The sequence below is a fragment of the Brevibacillus jepli genome (assembly GCF_047229145.1).
Taxonomy (GTDB): Bacteria; Bacillota; Bacilli; order Brevibacillales; family Brevibacillaceae; genus Brevibacillus.
The window spans coordinates 1-23094 of sequence record NZ_JBFEFW010000044.1 but is presented as its reverse complement, the minus strand read 5'-3'; the positions used below and the strand labels follow the sequence as shown (position 1 = coordinate 23094).

At 47.7% G+C, this 23094-nt stretch carries 21 protein-coding genes; 7 read left to right on the top strand and 14 right to left on the bottom strand.

The genetic code is table 11. From position 1 onward, the window contains the following. Positions 1–186: 186 nt before the first annotated feature. From AB1L17_RS29120 to AB1L17_RS29110, 3 genes are all read left to right on the top strand, one after another. Positions 187–468, top strand: coding sequence for a hypothetical protein (locus tag AB1L17_RS29120; RefSeq protein ID WP_412848407.1), 282 nt, complete (start codon positions 187–189; stop codon positions 466–468). 78 nt (positions 469–546) lie between these two features. Beyond that, entirely contained in the window at positions 547–1017 is a 471-nt protein-coding gene (locus AB1L17_RS29115) for an NUDIX hydrolase (protein ID WP_412848406.1), read from the top strand. A gap of 146 nt (positions 1018–1163) precedes the next feature. Next, positions 1164–1526: a YmaF family protein gene (locus AB1L17_RS29110; RefSeq protein WP_412848405.1), complete on the top strand. Its 363-nt coding sequence runs from the start codon at positions 1164–1166 to the stop codon at positions 1524–1526. A gap of 46 nt (positions 1527–1572) precedes the next feature. Here the strand turns inward: AB1L17_RS29110 and cydC are convergent, their stop codons facing one another. Genes cydC through AB1L17_RS29090 form a run of 4 tightly spaced genes read right to left on the bottom strand, consistent with a single transcriptional unit; the run spans position 1573 to position 7487 of the window. Further along, complete coding sequence (gene cydC / locus AB1L17_RS29105) at positions 1573–3327, bottom strand: thiol reductant ABC exporter subunit CydC (RefSeq protein WP_412848404.1); 1755 nt, start codon at positions 3325–3327, stop codon at positions 1573–1575. Beyond that, positions 3324–5069 (bottom strand): thiol reductant ABC exporter subunit CydD, encoded by a 1746-nt coding sequence (gene cydD, locus AB1L17_RS29100; protein ID WP_412848403.1) that lies wholly within the window; start codon positions 5067–5069, stop codon positions 3324–3326. Before cydD ends, cydC begins: the two co-directional genes overlap by 4 nt. Beyond that, a complete protein-coding gene (cydB, locus tag AB1L17_RS29095) occupies positions 5069–6082 on the bottom strand; it encodes a cytochrome d ubiquinol oxidase subunit II (RefSeq protein ID WP_412848402.1) in 1014 nt (337 codons plus the stop codon). Before cydB ends, cydD begins: the two co-directional genes overlap by 1 nt. Further along, entirely contained in the window at positions 6072–7487 is a 1416-nt protein-coding gene (locus AB1L17_RS29090) for a cytochrome ubiquinol oxidase subunit I (protein ID WP_412848401.1), read from the bottom strand. Before AB1L17_RS29090 ends, cydB begins: the two co-directional genes overlap by 11 nt. A gap of 581 nt (positions 7488–8068) precedes the next feature. On the opposite strand from AB1L17_RS29090, the gene AB1L17_RS29085 reads away from it, so the two are divergent. Then, positions 8069–8518: a hypothetical protein gene (locus AB1L17_RS29085; RefSeq protein WP_412848400.1), complete on the top strand. Its 450-nt coding sequence runs from the start codon at positions 8069–8071 to the stop codon at positions 8516–8518. A 254-nt stretch (positions 8519–8772) separates the two neighbouring features. Here the strand turns inward: AB1L17_RS29085 and AB1L17_RS29080 are convergent, their stop codons facing one another. From AB1L17_RS29080 to AB1L17_RS29060, 5 genes are all read right to left on the bottom strand, one after another. Further along, on the bottom strand, positions 8773–9639 hold the full coding sequence (locus tag AB1L17_RS29080) for a pentapeptide repeat-containing protein (RefSeq protein WP_412848399.1): 867 nt from the start codon (positions 9637–9639) through the stop codon (positions 8773–8775). Between the two features lie 64 nt (positions 9640–9703). Beyond that, positions 9704–11461, bottom strand: a complete 1758-nt coding sequence (gene spoIIP, locus AB1L17_RS29075) for a stage II sporulation protein P (protein WP_412848398.1) — start codon at positions 11459–11461, stop codon at positions 9704–9706. Positions 11462–11672: 211 nt separating this feature from the next. Continuing rightward, positions 11673–12617: a GNAT family N-acetyltransferase gene (locus AB1L17_RS29070; protein WP_412848397.1), complete on the bottom strand. Its 945-nt coding sequence runs from the start codon at positions 12615–12617 to the stop codon at positions 11673–11675. A 118-nt stretch (positions 12618–12735) separates the two neighbouring features. Continuing rightward, complete coding sequence (locus tag AB1L17_RS29065; RefSeq protein WP_412848396.1) at positions 12736–12861, bottom strand: hypothetical protein; 126 nt, start codon at positions 12859–12861, stop codon at positions 12736–12738. Positions 12862–12995: 134 nt separating this feature from the next. After that, positions 12996–13205, bottom strand: a complete 210-nt coding sequence (locus tag AB1L17_RS29060) for a hypothetical protein (protein ID WP_412848395.1) — start codon at positions 13203–13205, stop codon at positions 12996–12998. A gap of 167 nt (positions 13206–13372) precedes the next feature. Here AB1L17_RS29060 and AB1L17_RS29055 point away from each other — a divergent pair, with 167 nt between their 5' ends. Next, positions 13373–13891 (top strand): acyl-CoA thioesterase, encoded by a 519-nt coding sequence (locus AB1L17_RS29055; protein WP_412848394.1) that lies wholly within the window; start codon positions 13373–13375, stop codon positions 13889–13891. Between the two features lie 71 nt (positions 13892–13962). Here AB1L17_RS29055 and AB1L17_RS29050 read toward each other — a convergent pair whose 3' ends face one another. Both AB1L17_RS29050 and AB1L17_RS29045 read right to left on the bottom strand, forming a co-directional pair. Continuing rightward, a complete protein-coding gene (locus AB1L17_RS29050) occupies positions 13963–15579 on the bottom strand; it encodes a peptide ABC transporter substrate-binding protein (RefSeq protein ID WP_412848393.1) in 1617 nt (538 codons plus the stop codon). 59 nt (positions 15580–15638) lie between these two features. Next, entirely contained in the window at positions 15639–16136 is a 498-nt protein-coding gene (locus tag AB1L17_RS29045) for a GNAT family N-acetyltransferase (protein ID WP_412848392.1), read from the bottom strand. Positions 16137–16175: 39 nt separating this feature from the next. Between AB1L17_RS29045 and AB1L17_RS29040 the strand changes: the two genes are divergently transcribed. Beyond that, a complete protein-coding gene (locus AB1L17_RS29040; RefSeq protein WP_412848391.1) occupies positions 16176–16358 on the top strand; it encodes a hypothetical protein in 183 nt (60 codons plus the stop codon). A gap of 108 nt (positions 16359–16466) precedes the next feature. On the opposite strand, the gene tnpB is transcribed toward AB1L17_RS29040, so the two are convergent. Together tnpB and AB1L17_RS29030 are read right to left on the bottom strand one after the other, a co-directional pair. Beyond that, positions 16467–17588 (bottom strand): IS200/IS605 family element RNA-guided endonuclease TnpB, encoded by a 1122-nt coding sequence (gene tnpB / locus AB1L17_RS29035; RefSeq protein ID WP_412848390.1) that lies wholly within the window; start codon positions 17586–17588, stop codon positions 16467–16469. 222 nt (positions 17589–17810) lie between these two features. Continuing rightward, positions 17811–20726 carry a WG repeat-containing protein gene (locus AB1L17_RS29030; RefSeq protein WP_412848389.1) on the bottom strand — a complete coding sequence of 972 codons (2916 nt, stop codon included), beginning with the start codon at positions 20724–20726 and terminating at the stop codon, positions 17811–17813. Between the two features lie 202 nt (positions 20727–20928). On the opposite strand from AB1L17_RS29030, the gene AB1L17_RS29025 reads away from it, so the two are divergent. Further along, entirely contained in the window at positions 20929–21990 is a 1062-nt protein-coding gene (locus AB1L17_RS29025; protein ID WP_412848388.1) for an AI-2E family transporter, read from the top strand. A gap of 49 nt (positions 21991–22039) precedes the next feature. Here the strand turns inward: AB1L17_RS29025 and AB1L17_RS29020 are convergent, their stop codons facing one another. Next, positions 22040–22924 (bottom strand): NAD(P)-dependent oxidoreductase, encoded by an 885-nt coding sequence (locus AB1L17_RS29020; protein WP_412848387.1) that lies wholly within the window; start codon positions 22922–22924, stop codon positions 22040–22042. Between the last annotated feature and the right edge of the window lie 170 nt (positions 22925–23094).

Genomic DNA, 23094 nt, shown 5'->3' with positions numbered 1-23094 from the left:
CGAAGTGGAAGGCTCTTCTTTCCGTTTGTTTTCCATTTATCAACTGTAACCTCGTTCGTCATCAAATCGTAATAACACCACGAAATTCATTATAACTAAAAAAATCAACAAAAACTTCAAACACACTACCTCAGTGAACCAAGAACACTGAGAGATGACATACATGATTCAAGCGAGGTGACTCAGATGATCAAAAGAACATTTGTACCAGACACTATCTATGCTCATACAGGGCCAGTTATCGTACCACCACAAGCAGAAGTCAAAATCCAAATCGATCTGAAAGATCCAACCTTGGAGATAAAAGAAATATTCTACACCACAGTCACTGGTAAAAAGTCTGTTTCCATTACGGATAAGGTGATCGTTTCTACGCATCAATGGGATATCTGGGTTTTTAATGCGCATACCAAAGATGCTGCGACAATTGATAATATTGTGGCTACCTACGCCAACCTATTTATATAGCTCTCTATAGTCTGGCGAGCCGTGCAATTGTGATAGTATGGAAAAAGAGACCATTCAAAATGGAAAGGGGAAAAACAGATGTACCGCCACATTGGAGTATATGGCATCTGTGTAGTCAATCAGCAATTACTTGTCGTACACAAAAAGCGGGGACCCTATATTTATCGGTATGACCTTCCAGGCGGAAGAATGGAAGAGCATGAAACATTGTTAGAAGCCGTCGTACGTGAATTTCATGAAGAAACAGGATTGGACGTTGAAGTTACCCAGTCTCTAGGTCTCTATGATTTTGTCATTACCAGATTAGAAAAAGCAGAGCATCATGTGGCTGGGCTGTATTTGGTCACCATCACTGGTGGTCAAATATCCGCAGAAGGCGATGATCATGATTCATCTGGAGCACAATGGGTTGACATCGATAAGCTTCGAGAAGACATTGCGTCCCCGCTTGTGATGAAGGTAATTCGATACATCCAAACAGGAAAACTAAACCTTCAAACCGTTTACTATCAAGATTGGTTGATTCTTGATGCTCCTCCAAACGTTTAGTCCCTATTTAATCCGTCTCCTCCCACACCCCCATTTGAAGAGCATCTTTGCAGTCCCTTTTTCTAGCGTATTTCTCTGGCAAGTAATTAAATCCCTAGACTGATGTCCGTTTCGAAACGCCTGACAGCCGCATTTATTAGTTGTAAATGCATGAAAAGGGGCGTTTCCAGATGAGCTCACATCACTCTCATTCATTACGCTTTATAAGATTTCGTGATATTCCAGGACACGTACATGGATACGATACGCGGACAACCATTTCAGGTCGTCACCGCCACCGATTGCGTGGAAGAACATCTCCCCCACATGGCATGCCGGATCGACACGCTCATTACTACGAAGGTACCACTACGTTTGATGATGGACATGTGCATCGCTACAGTGGATGGACTGGTCCACCTATTCCTCTGCCGGACGGAAGTCATTACCACGAGTTTTCAGGACAAACCACTTATGACGACGGACATATTCATTACTACCGGGGAGTAACCAGCGAGGCACTGTTTTAAGTGAATAAGGCTGTCTCTATCGAGCAGCCTCTTTTCATTCATCCTCTTATTCCAACTCCAACACCACCGGGCAGTCCAGCGTATACAGATTGCGGTATCTTGGATTTTCCCGATACAGCTGCTCATGCGTCCCCCGCATTGAGATGACTCCCTGCTCCATGAAAATGACCTCGTCCATTTGCTCGACACCACTCAAGTGATGAGTAACCCAGATCAGCGTTTTCCCATCCAAGACACGGAAGATCGTCTCCATCAGATCGCGTTCGGTCAAGGGATCTAACCCCACTGTCGGCTCGTCAAGAAGAACAATCGGGTTATTTTGCAGCAAAATCCGGGCAAGGGCTATACGTTGTCTTTCCCCACCAGAGAAGCGAAGACCGGTTTCCTGCATCCGTGTGTGATAGCCATCTGGAAGGGATTCAATCAGCTGGTCAAGACCGACTTGAGCTGTCACAGCGCGCACTTCTTCATCGGACGCATCTGCTCGGCCGAGCCTGATGTTATTGGCTACGGTTGTGTCAAACAAATAGGGCTGCTGATTCAATACGGAAAACAAACCTGCCGAAGCTTCCTCGGATTGGACAGACTGACCATTCACCGTCACCTGACCTACTTCTGGTTGCAGGGCACCCCGAATCAAGTTCAGTATCGTAGATTTTCCAGCTCCGCTACGCCCAAGCAATGCGATTCTGCCCCCTTGAGGCACCTCCAGAGACACATCCTGCACACTCCAATTGCTGGCTTGTGGGTAGCGAAAACTCACATGCGCAAGCTTCAGACTTCCGCAAGCTTGCTCTACCGCCTTCTCCTCCTGTGCCGTCACATTGGCTGTTCTCTCTCCTTCGAGCTCTCGAAGACGCCCCAGAGACTCCCGGTATTCTGGCATACGCACAACTGCGTCAGAAATACGTACAAATGCATCCATCAGCGGAAAGGCCACCAGCCCAATGGCCGCAATCAACGTACCGGGAATTTGATTCGTAGCGGCAAGTCCGCCCGCCCAGATGACCAGCAAGACAATGGTACCTCCGATGGCGCACTGAGAGATCCACTGTACACGCCACTCTCCACGTCGAATGGACTTATCGATCTGTGCGGCTACCTTTTGCCGACCTGTAAACAGCTGGAGAAACTGCTGCGTACGACCGCTGAGAATCCAGTCACTCATGCCAAAAACAGCATCGGTCAGCTCCCGGTATGCTGCCCGTCGCTCCTGCTTGAACCGGCGGCTCTTGGCAATGGACATCCACAAAACCACAGCCGGTGCAACAAACAAGAGAAAGCCACAATACAGCGCCATCAACAGGGCGAATTTCCCGTCCATCCTTCCCAGCGCCACAATACCTGCCCCATACAGAAGAACCGCCGAAACTGCTGGGAGCACAAAACGCAGATAGACGTTCTGTAGTTGTTCGATGTCGTCTGCTAGCACACCAAGCAAGTCTCCCGTACGAAAACGAGTACCGAGTAGCTGCGCTTGCGGCTCGATGGTCTGGTACAACCGCACACGCATGCGCGATAAAACACGCAAAGCAGCATCGTGTCCAACCAAACGCTCCAAATACTGAATGACTGCTTTGCTAAAGCCAAAAGCCCGGACAAGTACGATCGGAACATAGACCATTAAGACGTTTTCGGGCTTGAGTGCCGAGCGGGAGATCAAATACCCGGACGTATATAGCAAAGCACCGGCACAAGCGACCGCCAAGGTTCCCAGCAAAGCCGCAGCAGCAAACTGCCAGAAGTGCTGTCGAAAGTATGGAAGAAACCACCCCTGATTCTCTTCTCGCGCTTCCCTCATCCTTTCTCCCCCTTGGAACCAGCTGTCAACAGCCGATAAAAAATCCCTTTTTGTGCAACGAGCTGCTCATAGGTCCCCGCCTCTACCAGTCGTCCCTGATCGATTACCCAAACCCAATCCATGTCTCGCATCCAATGCAAACGATGTGTTGCCAAAAAGACGCGTCTGTCGCCAAACACCGACAGCATGGTCTGTTTAAGCTCCCATTCTGTTTCAATATCTAAATGAGCGGTCGGCTCGTCGAGCAAAATCACTGGCCGATTGCCAAGCAGCGCACGTCCCAATGCAACCCGCTGTGCCTGTCCGCCGCTTAACGTGCGGCCCCCTTCACCGATGATTTCGTCACAGCCATTTGGCAGGCTGTCTACCAGCTCTCCCAGACCAACATCGCGAATCACCTGCTCCACCTGTTCCTGTGTCGCTTCTGGCTCGTAGAAGCGAATGTTATCCGCCAGCGATTGACTAAACAAATACGGATGCTGCGGAATATAAGCGATTTGCCGCTGCCATTCCTTTATGGCATCCCCCGTGATTGGTTGCCCGTCTACCTGCAGCACGCCAGCTTCAGGATTAGTAAAACAGCCTAAAACTCCGAGAAGTGTTGATTTGCCTGCGCCACTCGCGCCGACAATGCCCACTTTTCGCATGTTGCTTCCCAATTCCGCGGATACGTCACCAAGCAGCTGTCTTCCATCCTCGCCAACCACACGAATATCGGACAAGCTGATCGTTTTGTCCCATACAACTGGCAAGGACGTCCCGCTATCTGTTGCATGTGTTTCGTTTTTTTGCTCCTCCGAGGAGTCGGTATCCATAATCGTCCGAATGGTCCCCAATGCTTCCTTACCGTCCAAGGAGGCGTGGTAGTCCGATCCCAGCATCCGCACAGGCAAAAAGTATTCTGGTGCAAGAATCAGAATGACCAATGCTGTTTCAAATCCAAAGTTCCCTTCAATCAGCCTCAACCCAAGGCCGACCGCAACAAACGCAACGGACAGCATACTGAAGAAATCCAGTGCCAGGGATGACAAGAAGGCGACACGCAGTGTGCGCATCGTAGCAGATCGATATTGATCGCTCACTCTACCGACGGTCTCCCCGTGATCTTTGCTGCGTCCCAAAAAGCGCAGCGTCGTAAGCCCGCGAAGCGAATCGGTAAAATGATGGGATAGCATCCGGTATGAACGCCATTGTTTGTCTGCCTGTTTACGCGCCGCCAGGCCAAGTACGATAAAAAATCCGATAAGGACAGGCATCGTTACCGTCAGGATCAGTCCAGAAATAACATCTTGCATGTAGACAAAGATCAATAGCGGAAACGTTACAAAAACCATATCCAGCGTGCGCGGAACAGACAGCTCCAGATAAGTACGAACGCGATCAACGCCTTCCAGAACTAGCGTAACGAGCTTGCCGCTTCCTTCACTGGCAGCAAAACGCGGACCGCGCTCGAACAACCGGGCTAACACACGTTGCTGCAAAGACTCACTGGACGCTTCAGCAAAACGGCCAGCGACTTTCTTTTGCAGCCAGACGATGGTATGTCGAGCGGCAACCATGAGCAAAAACAACGCAAGCGGCTGGTACGCCATCTCGGCCGCTTGACCCTCGAATAATATGGCAATCGACTTCGCCAAAAGCAGTGCCTGACCGATAATCGCTGCACTTTGCAGGAGGGAAAGACCGGCTAGCAGCAGCATAACCGGCCGGATTCCCTGAAGACGGAATATTTCCTTGTCCATCAGTACTCCAGATGTTCCTTTTCAGTAACTCGTTTGTGGAAAACGAAGTAGCTCCAAGCTTGATAGGCTAGCACAAACGGTAAAAGCACTGCTGCAACAATGGTCATTGCTTTTAACGTGTACGGGCTCGAAGCTGCATTATAGAGGGTCAAATCGAACGCGCTATCAATCGTGCTGACCATCACTCGTGGGAACAAGCCGATAAACATCGAGACGAACGTCAACAGGATCATCGTACCTGTCATCCCGAATGCCCATCCTTCCCTGCCTTGTCTCAAGAAGTGACGAGCCAGAACAACTGCCACAACTCCCAAGACCACGGCTACTGACAACAAAACACCCTGGCGCTCAAACAGATCGGTTACCATAAATGTCCAGCCTACGAGCACTGCCATTAATACGGCTTGGACCGGCAACAGCTTCGCCGCCAGTACTCGTGATTTCTCACGCAGCTCGCCCACTGTGCGCAGCGAGATGAAGTTGAGTCCGTGCAGCAAGCATAGTCCCGTTACTGTCACACCTGCCCACAACGAGTAGCCGTTCACGATGTCAGAGAAGCCCGCAGTCATTTCCATATCCTGATCAATTGGCACACCTTTCACCAGGCTGGCAAAGATCATTCCGAACAACATCGGCGGTACAAAGCTTCCAAACAGAATCGCTGCGTCCCATGTCTTTTTCCAAGCCTCGCCCTTCCCCTTGCCTCTAAACTCAAATGCCACGCCGCGCCCAATCAACGCTAGCAGAATCAGCGTAAGCACGAGATAATACCCGCTAAACATTGTGGAATACCACTCTGGAAACGCGGCAAACATCGCACCAGCCGCTGTAATCAGCCATACCTCATTGGCATCCCAGAACGGACCGATTGTATTAATCAGAACCCGGGTTTGCAAATCATTTCGTGCTAGCAGACGCGTCGCCATACCGACACCAAAGTCAAAGCCTTCGAGAAAGAAAAATCCGGTAAACAGAACAGCAATGAGCAGGAACCACAGTTCATTAAGCTCCATAACCTTCACTCCTTACACGATCAAATGGATCCTGAACCTTCAGATCCTCTACTTCGTCATGACTATCCATCTCCGGTCCTTTTTTGGCCACACGAGCAAACAGATAAGCCAGGAGGCAGAGCAAGATTGTATAAATAGTCGTAAAGGCGATGAGAGAGAACCATACTTCTCCTGTACTAATGCTTGGCGAAACCGAATCTTCAACACGCAGCAGTCCGAATACCGTCCAAGGCTGACGGCCTACCTCCGTCATGATCCACCCCGCTGAGTTTGCGATGAACGGCAAGGAGATACCCGCAACCATCAGCTGCATGAACCGCTTGTTTGGCTGTTCCAGCTTTTTGCGGAAAGTCAGATATGTCCCGTACAAAGCCAGCAAAATCATTACACTTCCGCCCGCCACCATGATGCGGAAGCTCCAGAAGGTCGTCCGAACCGGTGGAATGTAGTTTCCTGGACCGTAGGTTTGCTCATACTCTGCCTGCAATTCCTTCATACCCGGTACAGAGCCAGAGAGAGAGTTGTACGTCAAAACGCTAAGCAAATAAGGTATTTTTATTTCAAAACCGTTTTCTTGTTTTTCCGGATCAATCGTTGCAAAAACCGTCCAAGGGGCAGGGTCCGAGCTTGTTTCCCACAGTCCTTCACTCGCTGCCATTTTCATTGGTTGGGTAGCAACCAGATACTGTGCCTGACCATGCCCGAATTGAGCAATAGCAAGCGAGGAAATCAATGCTACCACGATCGCGATTTTGAACGATTGCACAAAGAAGGTAACATCTTGTTTCTTCAATAGCTTCCAAGCACTGATACCTGCTACCAAGAAAGCACCAGTCGCAAATGCCGCAAATACGGTATGCGGGAATTCATATAGTAATTGTCCGTTGGTCAAAAGTGCGAAGAAATCGACCATCTCTGCACGTCCGTTATTAATAGCGAAGCCGACTGGCTGCTGCATGAACGAGTTGGCTGCCAAAATCCAAAGAGCCGATAGTATCGTTCCGATGGATACGAGCCAAATACATGCGAGATGCACACCTTTTGACAAGCGATCCCAACCGAACACCCATAACCCAATAAAAGTCGATTCGAGGAAGAATGCTAAAAGAGCCTCAATCGCAAGCGGTGTTCCAAATACGTCGCCGACGAATCGTGAGAAATCAGACCAGTTCATCCCAAATTGGAACTCCTGCATAATCCCTGTCACGATCCCGACAGCAAAATTTATAAGCAAAAAGGTTCCCCAAAACTTGGCCATTTTTTTGTACAAATCATTCTTTTTTACCACGTACATCGTTTCCATAATGGCTACTAATAATGACAGCCCGATGGAAATCGGCACAAAAACAAAATGAAAGATGGTTGTTATCGCAAATTGAAGTCGCCCCAAATCCACTATATCCATGTACAAGATCCCTTTCTCTTCGCGTTTTGGCCTTTATGTACCGGAAGCATACATGTGGGAAACCATGATTTATTACGACTTTGTGAAAAAAATCACAAATATATGTGAAATAATTCACAAATTATCCTCTCTATTGTAACCCCCTTTTCACATTCATCTTCTTGAGAGAGTTTTTTGTTTTACACTGTATATTCCCGGTCATGTATAATTGTAGCAGGACTTTTGACCCTAGAGGGTGTCTGATTCGTTACATGATTTTTAACACTCTGTGACTGTTTAGGATTTCCCTATCATTTGGGCTAGATTTATGCATCTCCACTTATTTTACCTCATCTACAATTTGTTCATTCTCTTTTAAACCCTCTCGGCGGTAAGGAAAGGCAGGAGCAAACATGCATTTGATTGGACCTCTCCTTACTTTATTCCTTTGTGTCACTCCTTTTACTCTTCATCAAACAGAAGTCCAGACATAACAACGATGGTCATATTGATTTTACGCTCGGGCAATTCGCATCGAGTAAGTTCCGGGCTATTTCCTTTGCAAGAGCGATGCCTTACGCCCAGTATGCTTGTGGTATAATTTGGTAGTAGCGGAATTGTATTATCAACATATTTCAAAGATCGGAGAAAATGAAGTGTGGATACCCTATGAAGAAATAAGGAGGCACCCCGCTGATTTTAGAGTAAAATATAGATTTTACACTGAAATTGAAGGTGGGAGAAAGGCGACACCGTTTCAAGGATATCGAAGTGATTTTTCCTACGATGGAGATGACATAAGCATAACAGGCATCTTTGCCATACATCCTGAATTTGAGGATGATCACGGCGAAATCATTTTAGACAACACAAGCCCTGTTCCTACAGAAGGAACTGCACGCATGTGGATTCTTTTCCCCCACATGCGTAATGAGGTGCACACAAAAAGAGTGGAGCTTGGTGTGATCGGATATTTTATGGAAGGTTCGAGAAGGGTCGCGGTAGTCGAAGTAATAGATATAGTCGGATTGCACTCAAATCCACACTCGTAAAAAATGCATCTGGTCTTGGAGGTAAACAAATGACTGGGTTCATAGAGATTGCCATTGCCATGTTTTTTTTCATGCTTTGTAGATACTTCTTTTCAAATACAAGATTGCCTTGGAGAAACATGATTTTTGAGTATGTGTCCATCGTGACGATTGTTTGGCTCATAAATTCGATGGTTCAGTTTATCGGACAATTCTAGTTTCCTTACCTAGCAAAAAGCAGGCTGTCAACGAATGACATCCTGCTTTTGGTTCATTTATTTAGCCCAATGCAGTGGACGCGTGAATAAAGGTGGCAGCTTGGTGCTCGCATCGCCCTTTGCCGCGTTGAGCTGAACCTGTGTAAGAAACAGCGTCTCCGTCAAGTCCGCTCCGCTCACATCCGTATCGCGAAAGTCTGCTCCAATGAGGTCTGCGCCACGCAAATCTGCTCCTCTCAGATCAGCTGCAATCAAATAAGCTCCGCGCAAATTGGCTCCGCGCAAATCTGCACCCTTGAGCTTGGCACCAATCAGGTCTGCGCCACGGCCGTAAGTCTTTCCCTGCTTGCCTCCTTTGTACTTGGAAACCGCATCCTTACGTACCAGTTCGCTTGTCCGCAACAATAGTTCGTTAACTTTTGCGCGATGTGCAGGGACGTCCACCTTCAGGATGTCCTCCGTACTGCGGTCAGTCAGGCGCTGTGTCTCCTTCAACGCGTCCTTTAATCCAGGATGGATCGACTGGGCAGCTGGCTTCGTCAACGCCTCCGTTATATACCAGAGCAGCTCATGAAGCTGCCACATGATCGGAAATACTTCGTACATTTGCTTCGCTGATTCTGGCGCTGCACGCCAATCTTTGCCGCCAAAGGTGACTTGAGACACCTTTTGACCAGCACCAAAACAATCGTATACAGTGCATCCACGAAAGCCGATCTCTCGCAGCTTTGTATGAACACCACACCGGAAGTCTGCCTGCAAGCTACTACAGGGCTTGCCCGCGTCTTTATTGATCGCAAAGTCTGAGGAAGCAGCAAAAGGCAATGCGACACAGCATAAGCCAAAGCAATTTTCACAGTCACCTTGAAGATGACCTCGACTGTTATCGTGGGAAGAATGTATCTGTTCTTGATGCGTAGCCATAACTAGGCCTCCTGGAAAAAAACACGATTCGATCCGCGCTGTGGCGAAAAGAATCGTGCTAGATTTAATTATGCGCGATTTGCAATTCGATCAAGTAATTCCCAAACACTTCGGCGAAGGCTTCCGCTGTATTATAGCCTTCTTCCAAAGTGTTGTTCGTGCCGCCAAACTCCAAAAGCAAGGCTCCCTCGGAGATGGACTGATTATACACACCGTTCCCTTGATTTGAACCTTTCAGGATTATCCCGCGCGACAAACCGGGATAAGAGGCTTCGAGACGGGCATGCAGCTCTTCCGCCAGCCTTTTGTTTGCCTGATGGTTCGGATTCGCTGTTCCGATTACAAACAACATACGGGAGTACGTCTTGCCATTTATCGTGATCGCTACCTTGCTGCGAGGCTCATCACTGTCCCGATGAATATCGAAAATGTACTGCAAGTGCGGACTGGTCGCAGCCGCGGCCGCTACCGCTTTGTACGATTCCGAATAAGACATGGAGTACGTCTTCTTTTGTTCCTTCAGTCTCTGAGCAAAGTCGTCCTGGCTCGCCATAGCCGATATGCCTCTTGCTTGCAGCAGCTCACCCAGCCTTTTGCCAACAAGCGTAATGTTGATCTCAGGATCATCGACGGAGCTCCCTTGTTGGTTCCGCGCTACGTTTCTCCAAGATTCACGGTTATGCGTGTGATATATATACACTTTCTCGTTTCCAACCATACCGCTGTTGTACTCGTATGTAGCTCCGGTCGGTGATAGAGTACCAGCTGGCTGAATCTTCTCTACGATCCATCCTGCTATGTATGCCGTCGAATTGTCAGCCAGTCTTATGATGTACCAATCCCCAACTGTTTGCACAACCGGGAAGACTTGTCCAGGTTGAACCGTGCCGACTACTGCGTAATTTTGCCCGGGACCATTGCGCAGGTTCGAATCAGGATTCTTTACGCGAATCTGCAGCTCTTGTACCGGCGGGGTAGGGGGAGATGCTGGCACAGTATTAGGTGCTGGTGCACCCGGTGTTGGATTCAGCTGTGACTGAACGGCCCCACTCTGTTCAATTGGTTTGTAGATATAAGCATAGGTACCGTTAAAGTTAATCGTGTACCAGCCATTTGCATATCCAAAATGGTTAATCGTCATCCCGCCATGGATTTGACCAACGACAGTACCAAGAAAATCTGGCTGTGCATATACTTCATAGCCTTCTGTTAACAAGATCGACCCTTGTCCGAATACGTTCCCTGTGTTAGATGGGAGTACAGGAGGAGGAGGCGGTGGTTGTATTGGTGTTGGCACTGGTGTTGGTGCCGGAGTAGGTGTGGGTGTCGGAACTGGCTTTGGTGCTGGCGCAGACGTCTCCGTCAAGTAGCTTGCTTTCACCCAGCCGTTCTTTTGGTCAGACAGCTTAATTTGTGCCCATTCCCCTTGCTTTCTCGTTTGCAGAAACACACCGTTTTTGTCGATGATCTGCAAAATTTGTGACGTTGCATTTGGTTCTGCCCGAACATTCAGCATGTCTACATTGCTTTTGACATATTTGATCTGTGGAACTTCTATCATCTTGACATACTTATTATTGACCCATCCGGTATTGCCGTTCGGCAGCTTTACCTGGGTCCAGTCTTTTTGCTGTTTGGTGATTGGCAGCCGCGTCGCTTTTTTGAGCGTTGCGACAATCTGGGTAGTCGTACCTGGCTCACTTCGAATATTTAACTGATCGACCGCCACTTCTACATGTGTGGCCGCTCGCGCAATGGACAGAGGCATCAGCAAAATCAGAAAAAAAACAGCTAGCAAGCTGACATTTACTCGTAAAAGCAAGTTCCTCGTTCCCCTCTGTTTAATTCGTATTTTTGGAAAATCCAGCTAATAGAAAGAACTTCTCGATTCGTCGGCATATTCCTTCATGTTTTGACATCTTTTGCTGTCAAAACTATCTTCTGAAAATAGTGACGTTTTTGCTAGAAAAAAGTCACAGCAAAAAGGATGAAGCGACATGCTTCACCCTTTTTCCTTCTATCTCATTCCCTTTTTACCATTTCGCTGCCCAAGCTTCTATTTCCACCTTGAGCGAAGGGACAGCGAGTGCCGGGACGTAAGACATTGTCATCGCTGGCGGTGTCCCCCCATGGAACTTCTCCCATACCTGATTAAAATGCTTCCAATCCATTTGTTCCGTTGCCCAAATATTGATTTTGATGATGTGATCCGCAGATACTGACTCACTTTGAAAGTTCCGCAGGATGTTCTGTAGCGTGTTCTCTACTTGTTCCTTCATATCTGTTGGCAACTCTCCATGAAGGTCCATGCCTACTTGCCCAGAAAGCACAAGCAAATCGGCCCCTTTTGGAACGACCGTCATATGTGTATAGGGTCCCATTGGCGGAGCAACTGTGCCGGGATTTTTACGCTGGACCTTGGTCTTCACCTGCTCGGTATGTTCTTCTTTCACGATCGCCAGTGTTTGATGATCTTCCCACCGACCGTTGATTTTCACGTTCTTCTTGGCAATCCCTTCCTTGTGAAAACCTGCTTTCAACAACACTTTAATCGAGCCAATATTATGCGGCATCACCCCTGCTTCCAAACGGTGAAGACCTAATGTTTCGAATGCATAGGCAACGACGAGCTGTACGGCTTCGGTCATATACCCTTTTCCATTATGCTCTTGATCGAGGAAGTAGCCGATCCAGCAGCTTTGCAGATTGTCTCTGACTACTTCTGACAGGATGACTTCCCCAATGATTTCGTCTTGTCCTTTTTTCGCAATAATAAAGACATACCCTCTGTCTTCTTCTTTTAATGCCATCGAGCTCTTGATTCTGTCGATTTGTCCTTCCAGCGTGTAAAACGCATCTTCTCTCGTCCCTGTAAAGTTTTGAAAGAAGTGTCTGTTTCTCAATTCAAGCGCCAAGAGGCTCTGTGCATCCGATTCCTGTACCAGTCTGACGTAAATGTTCTCTCCGTTTCCTTGCATACAATCCATCTCCCTTTTTCGAAATAAAAAAACACCACAGGAAATCCTGCGGTGCCCTAAAAAGAAAACCACAGGAATGCGACCTGTGGTGTTTTTCCACTGTATCCTGATGATTCCACTACATCAAAGGATGGTCGCTATATCCGTTTTTGGACATACTTCTCCCGTGATTAGCCAGATCAAAGAAAACAGCGGTCGAGTATCCAATTCCTTTTGGCAAAGACATCAATGATCTTTTTTTCATGTGGATACCCTCCTTTCCGCTGTTTTTGTGTGCATACAATTTCGATATAGAGACGGTCGTAGCAACAACCGTTACATAATTATCCATAAACTACTCCACTAGTATAGCGGCAAATAACATCCGTGGCAACATCCTCAATGTCCCTTTTTGCCGTTTCTCCATAGCATATACACATTCGCAATGGAGGTCAGTACAAGCAGACCCAACAGTATGTTTGTGACAATCAATGTGTTCGTCAAATGCTGAATGGGTGCATGAAAAACAGTCAGAACGCTCATCAGCTTATTCGGAATATCATTGATCGTGGCGATAAGATTATTGAAATACTGTACATAGTCCCCCAAACCGAAAAACCTCCTCTAGCATACCTTATCCCATCCTTAGCCTTTGATAAATTTCGCCGACTTACTCCTTCGAAGAGGAATAGATCGTTTTTTTTGTGGAACACTGAAAAGGAGAGAAGATTGTCATCATTCATAATCCGATTGCAAGATAGAAGGGAGCTTTCTTTATGACGATTCAACGTTTTGTTCGGGAGTCGCGCACGTTCAAAGCAAGCCATGTGTTACCCCCGGATACGAACAACCACGATACACTGTTCGGCGGCAGGCTGATGGCGCATATTGACGATGTTGCTGCTATTTCTGCCATGAAGCATGCACGGGGGCCAGTCGTGACTGCCTCCACGGACTCGGTCGACTTTTTGCAGCCGATCCGGGTGGACAACGAGGTTGCACTCGAAGCGTTCGTCACATGGACGCACAACACGTCTATGGAGGTTTTTGTCAAAATAGTCGCCGAGGATCTGCTAACGGGCGTTCGTACAGTATGTGCCACCTCGTTTCTCACGTTTGTCGCGATTGGCGAGGACGGACGGCCTACTCCCGTACCCAAGATCGTGCCGGAGACGGAAGAGGAAAAATTCTTGCACGATGGTGCTGACGAGCGAGCAGCAGCACGTAAAATTCGTCGCAAGGACAACAAGCATCTTGCGGATATGCTCGGAACGAGACGCCCGTGGGAACCGTAATTGGAGACGCCATAAGTGAAAAAAAGTCCCTTTCCTGTTAGCAGGAAGGGGACTCTTGTGTTTTTTACGACTTATTCTTTAGACGCCCACTTGTAATCTACCACGCCTTGATGATCCACGACTACATCTTTCAGCTTCTCATCTTGAACCCAATGTCTGGTATAAAAGTAAACCGGAGCGACGGGCATTTCCTCCATCAGGATCGCTTCTGCCTGAGCCAGCAGCTGCTTTCGTTTCTCAGGATCTTTCTCCGTCACGGATTGATTCAAAAGCTCTTGATACTTTTTGTTTTCCCATCCGGTATCGTTGCTGATTCCATCCTTCTCCTTGAATAGCTCCAAATAGTTGCTCGGATCATTGTAATCTGCATGCCAGCCCGTCCGTGCGATCTGATACTTTCCATTATTTACATCCTCTAAAAACACTTTCCATTCTTGCTCGTTCAGTGTGACATCCACACCGAGTGCCTGCTTCCATTGTTTTTGAATCGTTTCTGCGATCAAGCGGTGATGCTCAGACTTGTTATAGGACAAGGTAATTGGCGGGAGCTTCGTCATGCCTGATTCCTTCATGCCCTCGGCCAGCAGTTTTTTGGCCGTTTCCTGATCATTGTCCTTGAAGTAGCCATCCTTTTTCAGGTTCATTGTAAGAGGCAAAGCGCCTGTAGCCGGTATTTGCACGCCATCCTGCAGCACATCATCAATCTCTTGACGATTCATTGCATAGGCAAACGCTTTGCGAATTTTTGCGTTGGTAAACGGTGCTTGCTCGGTATTGAACTTGTACCAGTAAACACCTGCAACCGGCTTTGTTTGCAATATTTTTTGGTACTTCGATGCTGGCAACGCATCGACAGGCAGAGATCCAAACGGAGCGCCTGCCCAGTCAGACTCGTTATTATCGAACAAATGCAGCTGTGTATTCTCATCCTGAATGACGGTAAATTCCAGCTTGTCCAGCTTCACAGCCGCTTGATCCCAGTACAGGTCGTTTTTGACCACCGTGATTTTCTCTTTATCTGCGGAAACTAATTTGAAAGGTCCGTTCCCGACATGCGTCGCAGCTTCTCGGGACCATCCCTGATTTTTCTCATCGAGCTTTTTGTTCACCGGATAAAAAATCGGTGCGACCGTTAACTCTGTAAAATATGGTGTAGGCTGCTCCAACTCCACGCGCAATGTCTTCGCATCGATGGCTTTTACCCCCACTTCTTCCAGCTTCGCTTTGCCTGTATATGCTTTTTCCGCATTTTTGATGGAATAAAGTAGATAGGAGTAAGTACTATCTGTTTCCGGGTCTAACGCACGCTTCCATGCATATTCGAAGTCATGGGCAGTGACGGGGTCGCCATTGCTCCACTTCGCCTCACGCAAATGGAACGTATATGTTTTCATGTCATCCGATACGTCTATTTTCTGGGCGATCGATGGCTGAACTTTTCCATCCGGCCCTAAGCGGACCAACCCATCAAACATCGTGTGCATCACAGAAAACATCGCTTCATCCTCAGCCATAGCGGGGTCCAATTGACCTGGCTGATCAATCAGATTCAACCGCAAGACCTTGTGAGAAGGTGTAGCACTTGCTTCTTGAGATTTTATTTCGTTCGCTGAAGCATATCCTACGGAAGAAGCCAGTACTCCTGTCGACACCAGAATTTTCGCTATGATCTTGCCTTGACGTTTCATCTCCATCCCCCATTTCGTTTCATTAACAAACTTTCCATACAATACCAAATTATTACTTATTAGACAACGTATAAGCGATAGTGAAGAAAGTCATCCGCTCTTTCTGGCTCCATGTCATAGGGCTCGAATCCATTTTTCAGCAACACTTTTTGCGAGGAGATATTATCCGTTGTTGTTTTGGCACAAATCATTTTGACAGCCAATTGGGGCACGTGCTCCTCCAAAAAGAGCTTCAGCGCTTGTGAAGCGATCCCTTTTCCGGCGGAATCTTCCCCGACTCGATAGCCGAGATGCCCGATTCCTTCGGCTTTCTCGATGTCTACCAAATTCATTCTTCCCAAGATGTCACCTTGGTTGTTTTTTATGAGGCCGAAAAACGAGATTCCTTGTGACTGCTCGTCGAGTAAGGCTTGCAGACCTCGTAAAAAATGGTCATATTGATAGTAAGCGTCCCCCCGGCTCGGAACCGATTTTTCGAAAAAGACTCGATTACGCCATTCAAATTGAAACAAGCTGTCTGCATCCTGTATGCTTAGTTTTTCGATACAAATCATCATCGGAGTGTATCCTTTCTTGAATCGAGGTGGAATTGTCATATGGCTGTTGCTTATTTGGAAGAAGGCACTTTTATCGCCTTTATTGCCTTTACGATATTTTTCCTGGTCGCTTACAAGCTCGATCAGATTTCGTTTGTCTCGTTCATAATCTCCTTGGCGGTAACGGCTTGCGTTCACGCTGCCTTCTATTGGGTAATTGTAAAATATTGGCCGTTTTTTTAATAGCTTGAACACTCCCTCCACCTACGCTACTGCTTAGAGGTGGGGGATTCTTGGGTAGTCACCTCTACTGAAGTGAAATGCGCCAAGCTATCCCTGTCGTCCCGACAGTTAAGTTGTGACACACAACAAGCGAAGTCCTTCACGCTTAATATTGATCGCTGCATTCTCGTCACGGTCATGCCGTGTCCCGCAGTTCGAGCATGTCCATTCTCGTAAATTCAGATTTTTTACGTCTTTGTTGCGGTTCCCGCAGTTTGGTGTGGAGCAAAGTTGGCTGGAAGGAAATTGTTTACCGACAAAGGAGAGCGTTCGTCCATACCATTCGGCTTTGTATGTCAGCATGGCGCGAAAAGTAGACCATGACGCATCTGCAATGCTTTTCGCCAGCTTGTGATTCTTGATCAGGTGGTTTACTTGCAAATCCTCCAAACAGATCACTTTGTTTTCGTGAATCAGCTTGGTGGACAGTTTATGCAGGAAGTCATTTCGGGTGTTGGCTACTTTTTCATGCCAGATCGCTACTTTTCTTCTCGCTTTGTCGTAATTTTTCCCGCCTTTTTGCCTGCGTGATAGCTTCCTTTGCCATTGGTTCAGCTTCTTTTCATACCGACGAAGGTACTTGGGATTCCCGATCTTTTCCCCCGTGGAAAACGTAGCAAATTCTTTGAGACCCAGGTCTATGCCAATGGTTTTCTCTTTGTCTACAGGAATATACGGAGAATAAGGTATCTCACAAAGCACCGAAACAAAATATTTCCCGCTCGGATTCCGTCTAACCGTTGCGTTTAGAATCCGCCCTTCTACCTCTCTGGATTTTGCAAATTTCACCCAGCCAAGTTTCGGCAGCTTGATTTGGTTACCGTTGATTCGGATATTTCCATTCGTATGTTTGGTTGTATAGGACTGAACGATATTCTTCTTGCTTTTGAAACGTGGCGCTTCATTTTGTTTCTTGAAAAATCGTGTGAAAGCATCTGCGAGGTTGTCGAGGGAGGATTGAAGGGCTGTGCTGTCTACTTCTTGGAGCCAAGGCTGTTCCTTTTTTAATTGTGGTAGTTGGACAGCACAAGAATGGTAGGTTAACCCATTGCCCGTTTGTTTGTAGGTTTCGTTCCAACGTGCCAAAAATCGATTGAACACAAAGCGACTGCAACCCAATGTTTTCGAGATGAGTACGGCTTGTTCCTGATTGGGAAAAATGCGAAACCGAAACGCTTTTTTACGTAGCATCCTGATTTACCTCCTCCTATGAAAATTTTACCAGATAAGGAACGTATGTTCTACAAAAAAGTTTGCGGGAACTACCGAAAAAACAGAGGTCCTTCCTTCGCAGCGCCGATTCATCCCCCACTTTCGCCAAGCTATGCAAGGCTTAGAAGTGGGAGTCTTCTCGGCTGTTATGATAAAAAAAGGCGCAGGATTAACATCCGCGCCTGTACGTTTATTATTTGTTCACAGCTTCGCTTCATAGGCCGCAAGCAATTGAGCCGCTTGCTTGTTGTACTGGTTGACCAAGCCTTGAATGGCTTTCTGCCACTCAGCTTGCGGGAGCGGCAATGGCAATTGATTGGCCGGCTTGCCGTTAACGATCAGTGCTGTCGTGAGCATTTGCTGTTGTGCGTCACTGAGTGAAGCCGTCGTTAGCACCTTTGGCTTGAGCACTTTTTTTCCTTTCAAGGAACGCATGAGCTCTGTCATCAAGATGTGCTGATACTCCGCATACAAATCCATCGTCATGTAGTAGCTCATTCCTTCTCGCACCGGCACAATTCCCCGCTTCTGTGCCCATTCCATCACCTGTTGCGTCGTCATCGCTTGGCTTGTTTTGCCTGTCGCCATGAAGTATGCCACGCGGAACATATCTTCGTCGCTCATGACAGAACGATTCTCATCGGCTTTAAGGATTCCCTTGGACACCAGCTCAGCAAGTACCGCTTGCTTCCCTGCATCCTTCGGCATGTTCAGATAAAGCGCCAGATTGGCAAAAAATTTGCTCTCGCTGTCACCAGCAACTGGCCAGCTATACGGTTTGCCGAAATCGATTAGCTCAAGGGGGCGGTATCGCAGCATATCCGAGTAAGCTGAAAACGATTGGAATGTGATTGGGCTATAGGAAACCACTGGTTTTTTCGTCAGGAATCTTGTGGCAAACAGCTCTTGCCCACCCTGATTGAGATAGCCGAATTGGTCTTTGGTTGTGAACACATAAGGTATCTGTTCGTCTGCCTTACTCCACCACACTTGTGAAAATACTTTATTTGTGGACAAAATCGCCTCATATTTGGCCGCTGTCAGAACCTTTCCTTCCAGCGACATAAGGCCGTACAATCCTGTCTTCTTATCCTGGTAGGCAATGGCACCCGTCTCGAGATCCGGTGAGTGCAGATACTTCATGGACTGATAATCGCCCATGCTTAGGCGAAGCAACTGCGGTGAATATACATCCCATCCTGTACTGGACTGAATCAATACCCGATCAAAATAAGATTCCGTATGAAATCCTTTTACGCCAGTGAGCTTGTTTGCGAGCTGGTTCCCTTCTTGCCCCCAGACATCCAGTGTGCCGTCCAATCGTGCTGTCACCGTGATCTTTTGATTTTGTACCAACGTATCAATTGCATCCCGATACACAAAATCGCTCAAGACCTGAAGCTGCCCGCCATCGACCTTGATCATCGCCATTCCGACATCCCCCGCTCTCACACCCATGGTGTAAACGGAGTCAGCCACTTTGATCAAGGTGAGAGGCGGTCTGTCGTTGCCTGACTTCCATACCGCGACTTTAATGTCCGTAGTCAACAGCTTGCCCTCTGGGGTATACAGATCCGCCCAATCGTGATCCATTGCAACGATGAGATTGGTATCGGATTCCTTGTAGACAGATTGGTAGAGCTTGCTGATTGGTTGGTTCGTCTTGCGGTCCACGATCAAATCGCCTTTACCCGGCTGATACGCTGTCGCCAACTCATCCGACAACGGAATTGGACTGCCAGCTTCTATTTGTTTCCCTCCGATGCTGTATCGCAGCACCTTTCCATCCGGCTCCGTCACCAGCACATCACCAGTTACTTCCTCGTGGCGAATGATTCGGTTCTCAACAGGAGGCAGGACCAAGCCTTCATCTTCAGAATAAAGCCCGATTTTGTTTCCGTCTTTGATGCTAAGCCTGCTGTAGCCCCCCAATGTCACATACGAGTCGAACCAAAAATTTGGCTCCTTGACTTCTTTTCCCCAGCCTGGGAGGATCGTTTTTTTTCCGTCGCTACGGACGAGCAAGCGTGCAGCTGGCGGTCCTTCTGCCCGCGGATAAGCAAAGGGGATGACCGTCTCTCCCCCGACCTGGAGGACGCCGTACAGATTCGTTTTCGGGTCCTGTCCCAGCACATAGCTGCCATGCATAAACTCGGCACCTTTTTTCAATGGATGTGACGTACCTTTGGACCTGGAATGATACGTGATGACATCTCCAGAAACCGTGTAATAAACATCCAGATTGTTATGCTCGAACCCGACTTCTTTGTAAATGGGCTCTGCCAGCATCCGTCCGTCTTTCCACAGCCCTTGTCCCTTGGGTCCGATCACCTGAAAGTATCCATTATTCCAAATATAAATCGCGTTGTATTTGGGCTCGAGTACGTACTTGCCATTGCGGTCGATCAAGCCTTCTTTTCCACCGGATCGCACCTTGAGATACGCGGTGTCTGCACCGCCTTCGTTTGGAATCAATTCTGCCTTTGCCAGCGAAAACAGCTTTTTGCCGGAAGCAGGATCGTACATGATGAGCTCTTTTGGAGTAGTTGCGACGAAATAACGCACGTTTTCCGCCTCATTATTTTCCGTCTGATCAGGAGCAACGAGTTCAACCATCGACAGCTTGCCTGCAAATGGCGGAATGAGGACCTTGCCATCTGTATTGAGCAGCATCGATGATTTTCCCGTCAGCATAATCGCTGTCCCGTGCTCATTGGACAAATAATACGGATGGGCTCCGGCAAACTTCATGGTCGACAGCTTGTGCGTCCTCAAATCGATATATTGGAACCAGCCGCCTTTTTGAACAATGGCGATATTTTTGGATTCGGGAATGTCGATATAGTCCCAAATCGCAGGAGTTATTTCTTTTCCTGTTCGCGCATCTAGAATTCCTTTTTTACCACCCTTCGTTACGATCATGTCTTTAGAATATAGCTGAAAATCTTCATAAATAGCCTGTGTGACCAGCTTGTTACCGTCCGTAAAACCGATCTTGTAGTCTGTTATATACGGCTGAATCTGGGAAAACGTAGCAGCATGGACGGAAGAAGTCCACGCACTGGCCCCGAGTATGGCTGCCGTAACCAGACTGATGGTCTTTGTTTTGATTTTCATTGGTGATTGGCCTCCCTTGGCAACATTCCCTTTTTTTGACGCTTCGTAGGGTGAAATAGTTTCGCTGCCTTTTTCAAACAACTGGAACCTTTTCTTTCCGCCTGCTCGCTTTTAAGCGTGCTATAATTGGTTCACACTGACGCAGTATCATCATCGTATACGGATGGGAGTGCTAAAAAGAGCACTTGGAAAGGATGTTCCCATGAATTTCTTTACCGCAGCCTTGCAAAAACCGGATGTCAGACGATTTGGGATTTTAGCATTGTTTTGTTTCCTGCTCTATTCCTTGGGTAGTATGCTGAACATGGTTTTGCTTACCTTTTTAGTTACCTATTTAATGAATCGGTTGCATCAGTTCCTCACCAGAGTGATTCATAAAGTCGTTCCGATCCATCCCAAGCTGATTCTCATATTCCTCTATATTTTGTTAACGTTTTTTCTCGTTGTCGGGGGGATGAAGGCTATTCCGGCTCTGATTCACCAAACCGGACAATTGTTCCATCTCATCGAGCAAGTGTACCACCAAAATCAGAACAATGAGCTTGCCCCATATCTGATGTCTGTTGTTGGAAAGCTAGATATGAAAGGCATCGTTCAGGGCAGCCTTGATTTTCTCGCAGTGGTCAGAAACGTTGGGTTCAATGTCTTTTTGGCGATTATTCTGAGTCTGTTTTTCCTGCTCGGCAAAGACAATGTGGTTTCCTTTACCGCTCAGTTCCGGACGAGCAAATTATCCTGGCTGTACAACGAAATCGCCTACTTCAGCCAAAAATTCATCCTGACCTTTGGCAAAGTAATTGAAACACAGCTGTTGATTGCGTTATTCAATACGACCTTCACTGTTATCGGTCTATGGATCATGGGCTTCCCGAATTTATTGGGACTCGCGATCATGGTCTTCATACTGGGGCTCATTCCAGTTGCAGGTGTCGCTATTTCATTGATTCCGCTCAGTGCCATCGCCTATAGCGTCGGTGGTATCGCAACCGTCGTCTATTTGCTCGCGTTTATCATGGTGATTCACGCTCTTGAGGCATATGTATTGAATCCTCGCCTGATGGCAACCAAGACTCACTTGCCGATCTTCTACACGTTCGTCGTCCTGATCTTCTCCGAGCATTTCTTTGGGGTGTGGGGGCTGATTATCGGGATACCGTCCTTTGTTTTCTTGCTGGACATATTAGAAGTGAAGAAAATGGAGCAACCCCCGTCCAAGAATAGATCCGTTCCAAAAGATGTACGAGATGTACAAGTCAACACATAACGTATGGAAATAGAGGAGGAGCCCCTAGTGAAAAGGGCTCCTTTTGGCTTTACTTGCCTTCAAACCATTTGATCAAAGCTTGCGTTCCGCTATCTGCCTCGCCGTTTGCCGCCAGCTCCTCATAGAGCGATTTGGAGAGAGCGAGTCCTGGCGTCATCAGTCCCATTTCCTCCGCTGCTTCCAATGCGATTCCCATGTCCTTGATAAAGTGCTTGACGTAAAAGCCAGGTGCGAAGTTGCCTGCGATCATGCGGGGCGCCAGATTTGACAGCGACCAGCTGCCTGCTGCACCCGCTCCAATGCTCGCAAGCACTTTCTCCGGGTCCAATCCTGCTTTTTTCGCATACGCAATTGCTTCACAAACACCAATCATGTTCGTGGCAATACAAATTTGGTTGCACATTTTCGTATGCTGTCCTGCTCCTGGTCCGCCCTGCAAGACGACGTTTGTCCCCATGATCGTAAACACTGGCTCCATCGCATCAAATACTTCCTGATCGCCGCCAACCATAATGGTCAGTCGCGCTTCCCGTGCCCCCACATCTCCACCGGAGACAGGCGCATCCAGAGAATGCAGCTCATGCTTTTTGGCTTCCTCATAAATTTGTATGGCCAGCGACGGCTTCGATGTCGTCATATCGATCAAATAAGTGCCCGGCTTCGCATTTGCCACAATTCCGTCCGCGCCGAGATACACTTCCTCGACATCAGCCGGGTAGCCGACCATCGTGATAATAACGTTTGCCTCTTTTGCCAGATCACTGACATGTTCCTTCCAGATCGCTCCTGCTGCCAGCAAATCCGCTGCCTTTTCCTTTGTACGCGTATACGCCAGCACTGTATATCCTGCTTGCAGAAAATGGTTTGCCATGCTTTTCCCCATGACACCCGTTCCTACAAATCCGATCACCATCTCTTTTACAGCTAAAGTCACGTGAACCACTCCTTTGTCTCTCTCTTTGCACTTGTCGACAGTTGTACTTCTCGAATCTATCCGAATATTCCTGCTTCACGTCTCTTGTGTTTAAATCGAGTAGGAGGGGGTGACTAACCCCCGTCCTCTCACACCACCGTACGTACCGTTCGGTATACGGCGGTTCATCT

Excerpts from the sequence above, each read along its gene's own strand:
- AB1L17_RS29120 (WP_412848407.1), top strand. The coding sequence starts at position 187 with ATGATCAAAAGAACATTTGTACCAGACACTATCTATGCTCATACAGGG.
- AB1L17_RS29115 (WP_412848406.1), top strand. The coding sequence starts at position 547 with ATGTACCGCCACATTGGAGTATATGGCATCTGTGTAGTCAATCAGCAA.
- AB1L17_RS29110 (WP_412848405.1), top strand. The coding sequence starts at position 1,164 with ATGCATGAAAAGGGGCGTTTCCAGATGAGCTCACATCACTCTCATTCA.
- cydC (WP_412848404.1), bottom strand. The coding sequence starts at position 3,327 with ATGAGGGAAGCGCGAGAAGAGAATCAGGGGTGGTTTCTTCCATACTTT.
- cydD (WP_412848403.1), bottom strand. The coding sequence starts at position 5,069 with ATGGACAAGGAAATATTCCGTCTTCAGGGAATCCGGCCGGTTATGCTG.
- cydB (WP_412848402.1), bottom strand. The coding sequence starts at position 6,082 with ATGGAGCTTAATGAACTGTGGTTCCTGCTCATTGCTGTTCTGTTTACC.
- AB1L17_RS29090 (WP_412848401.1), bottom strand. The coding sequence starts at position 7,487 with ATGGATATAGTGGATTTGGGGCGACTTCAATTTGCGATAACAACCATC.
- AB1L17_RS29080 (WP_412848399.1), bottom strand. The coding sequence starts at position 9,639 with ATGGCTACGCATCAAGAACAGATACATTCTTCCCACGATAACAGTCGA.
- AB1L17_RS29070 (WP_412848397.1), bottom strand. The coding sequence starts at position 12,617 with ATGCAAGGAAACGGAGAGAACATTTACGTCAGACTGGTACAGGAATCG.
- AB1L17_RS29065 (WP_412848396.1), bottom strand. The coding sequence starts at position 12,861 with ATGAAAAAAAGATCATTGATGTCTTTGCCAAAAGGAATTGGATACTCG.
- AB1L17_RS29055 (WP_412848394.1), top strand. The coding sequence starts at position 13,373 with ATGACGATTCAACGTTTTGTTCGGGAGTCGCGCACGTTCAAAGCAAGC.
- AB1L17_RS29050 (WP_412848393.1), bottom strand. The coding sequence starts at position 15,579 with ATGAAACGTCAAGGCAAGATCATAGCGAAAATTCTGGTGTCGACAGGA.
- AB1L17_RS29045 (WP_412848392.1), bottom strand. The coding sequence starts at position 16,136 with ATGATGATTTGTATCGAAAAACTAAGCATACAGGATGCAGACAGCTTG.
- AB1L17_RS29040 (WP_412848391.1), top strand. The coding sequence starts at position 16,176 with ATGGCTGTTGCTTATTTGGAAGAAGGCACTTTTATCGCCTTTATTGCC.
- tnpB (WP_412848390.1), bottom strand. The coding sequence starts at position 17,588 with ATGCTACGTAAAAAAGCGTTTCGGTTTCGCATTTTTCCCAATCAGGAA.
- AB1L17_RS29030 (WP_412848389.1), bottom strand. The coding sequence starts at position 20,726 with ATGAAAATCAAAACAAAGACCATCAGTCTGGTTACGGCAGCCATACTC.
- AB1L17_RS29025 (WP_412848388.1), top strand. The coding sequence starts at position 20,929 with ATGAATTTCTTTACCGCAGCCTTGCAAAAACCGGATGTCAGACGATTT.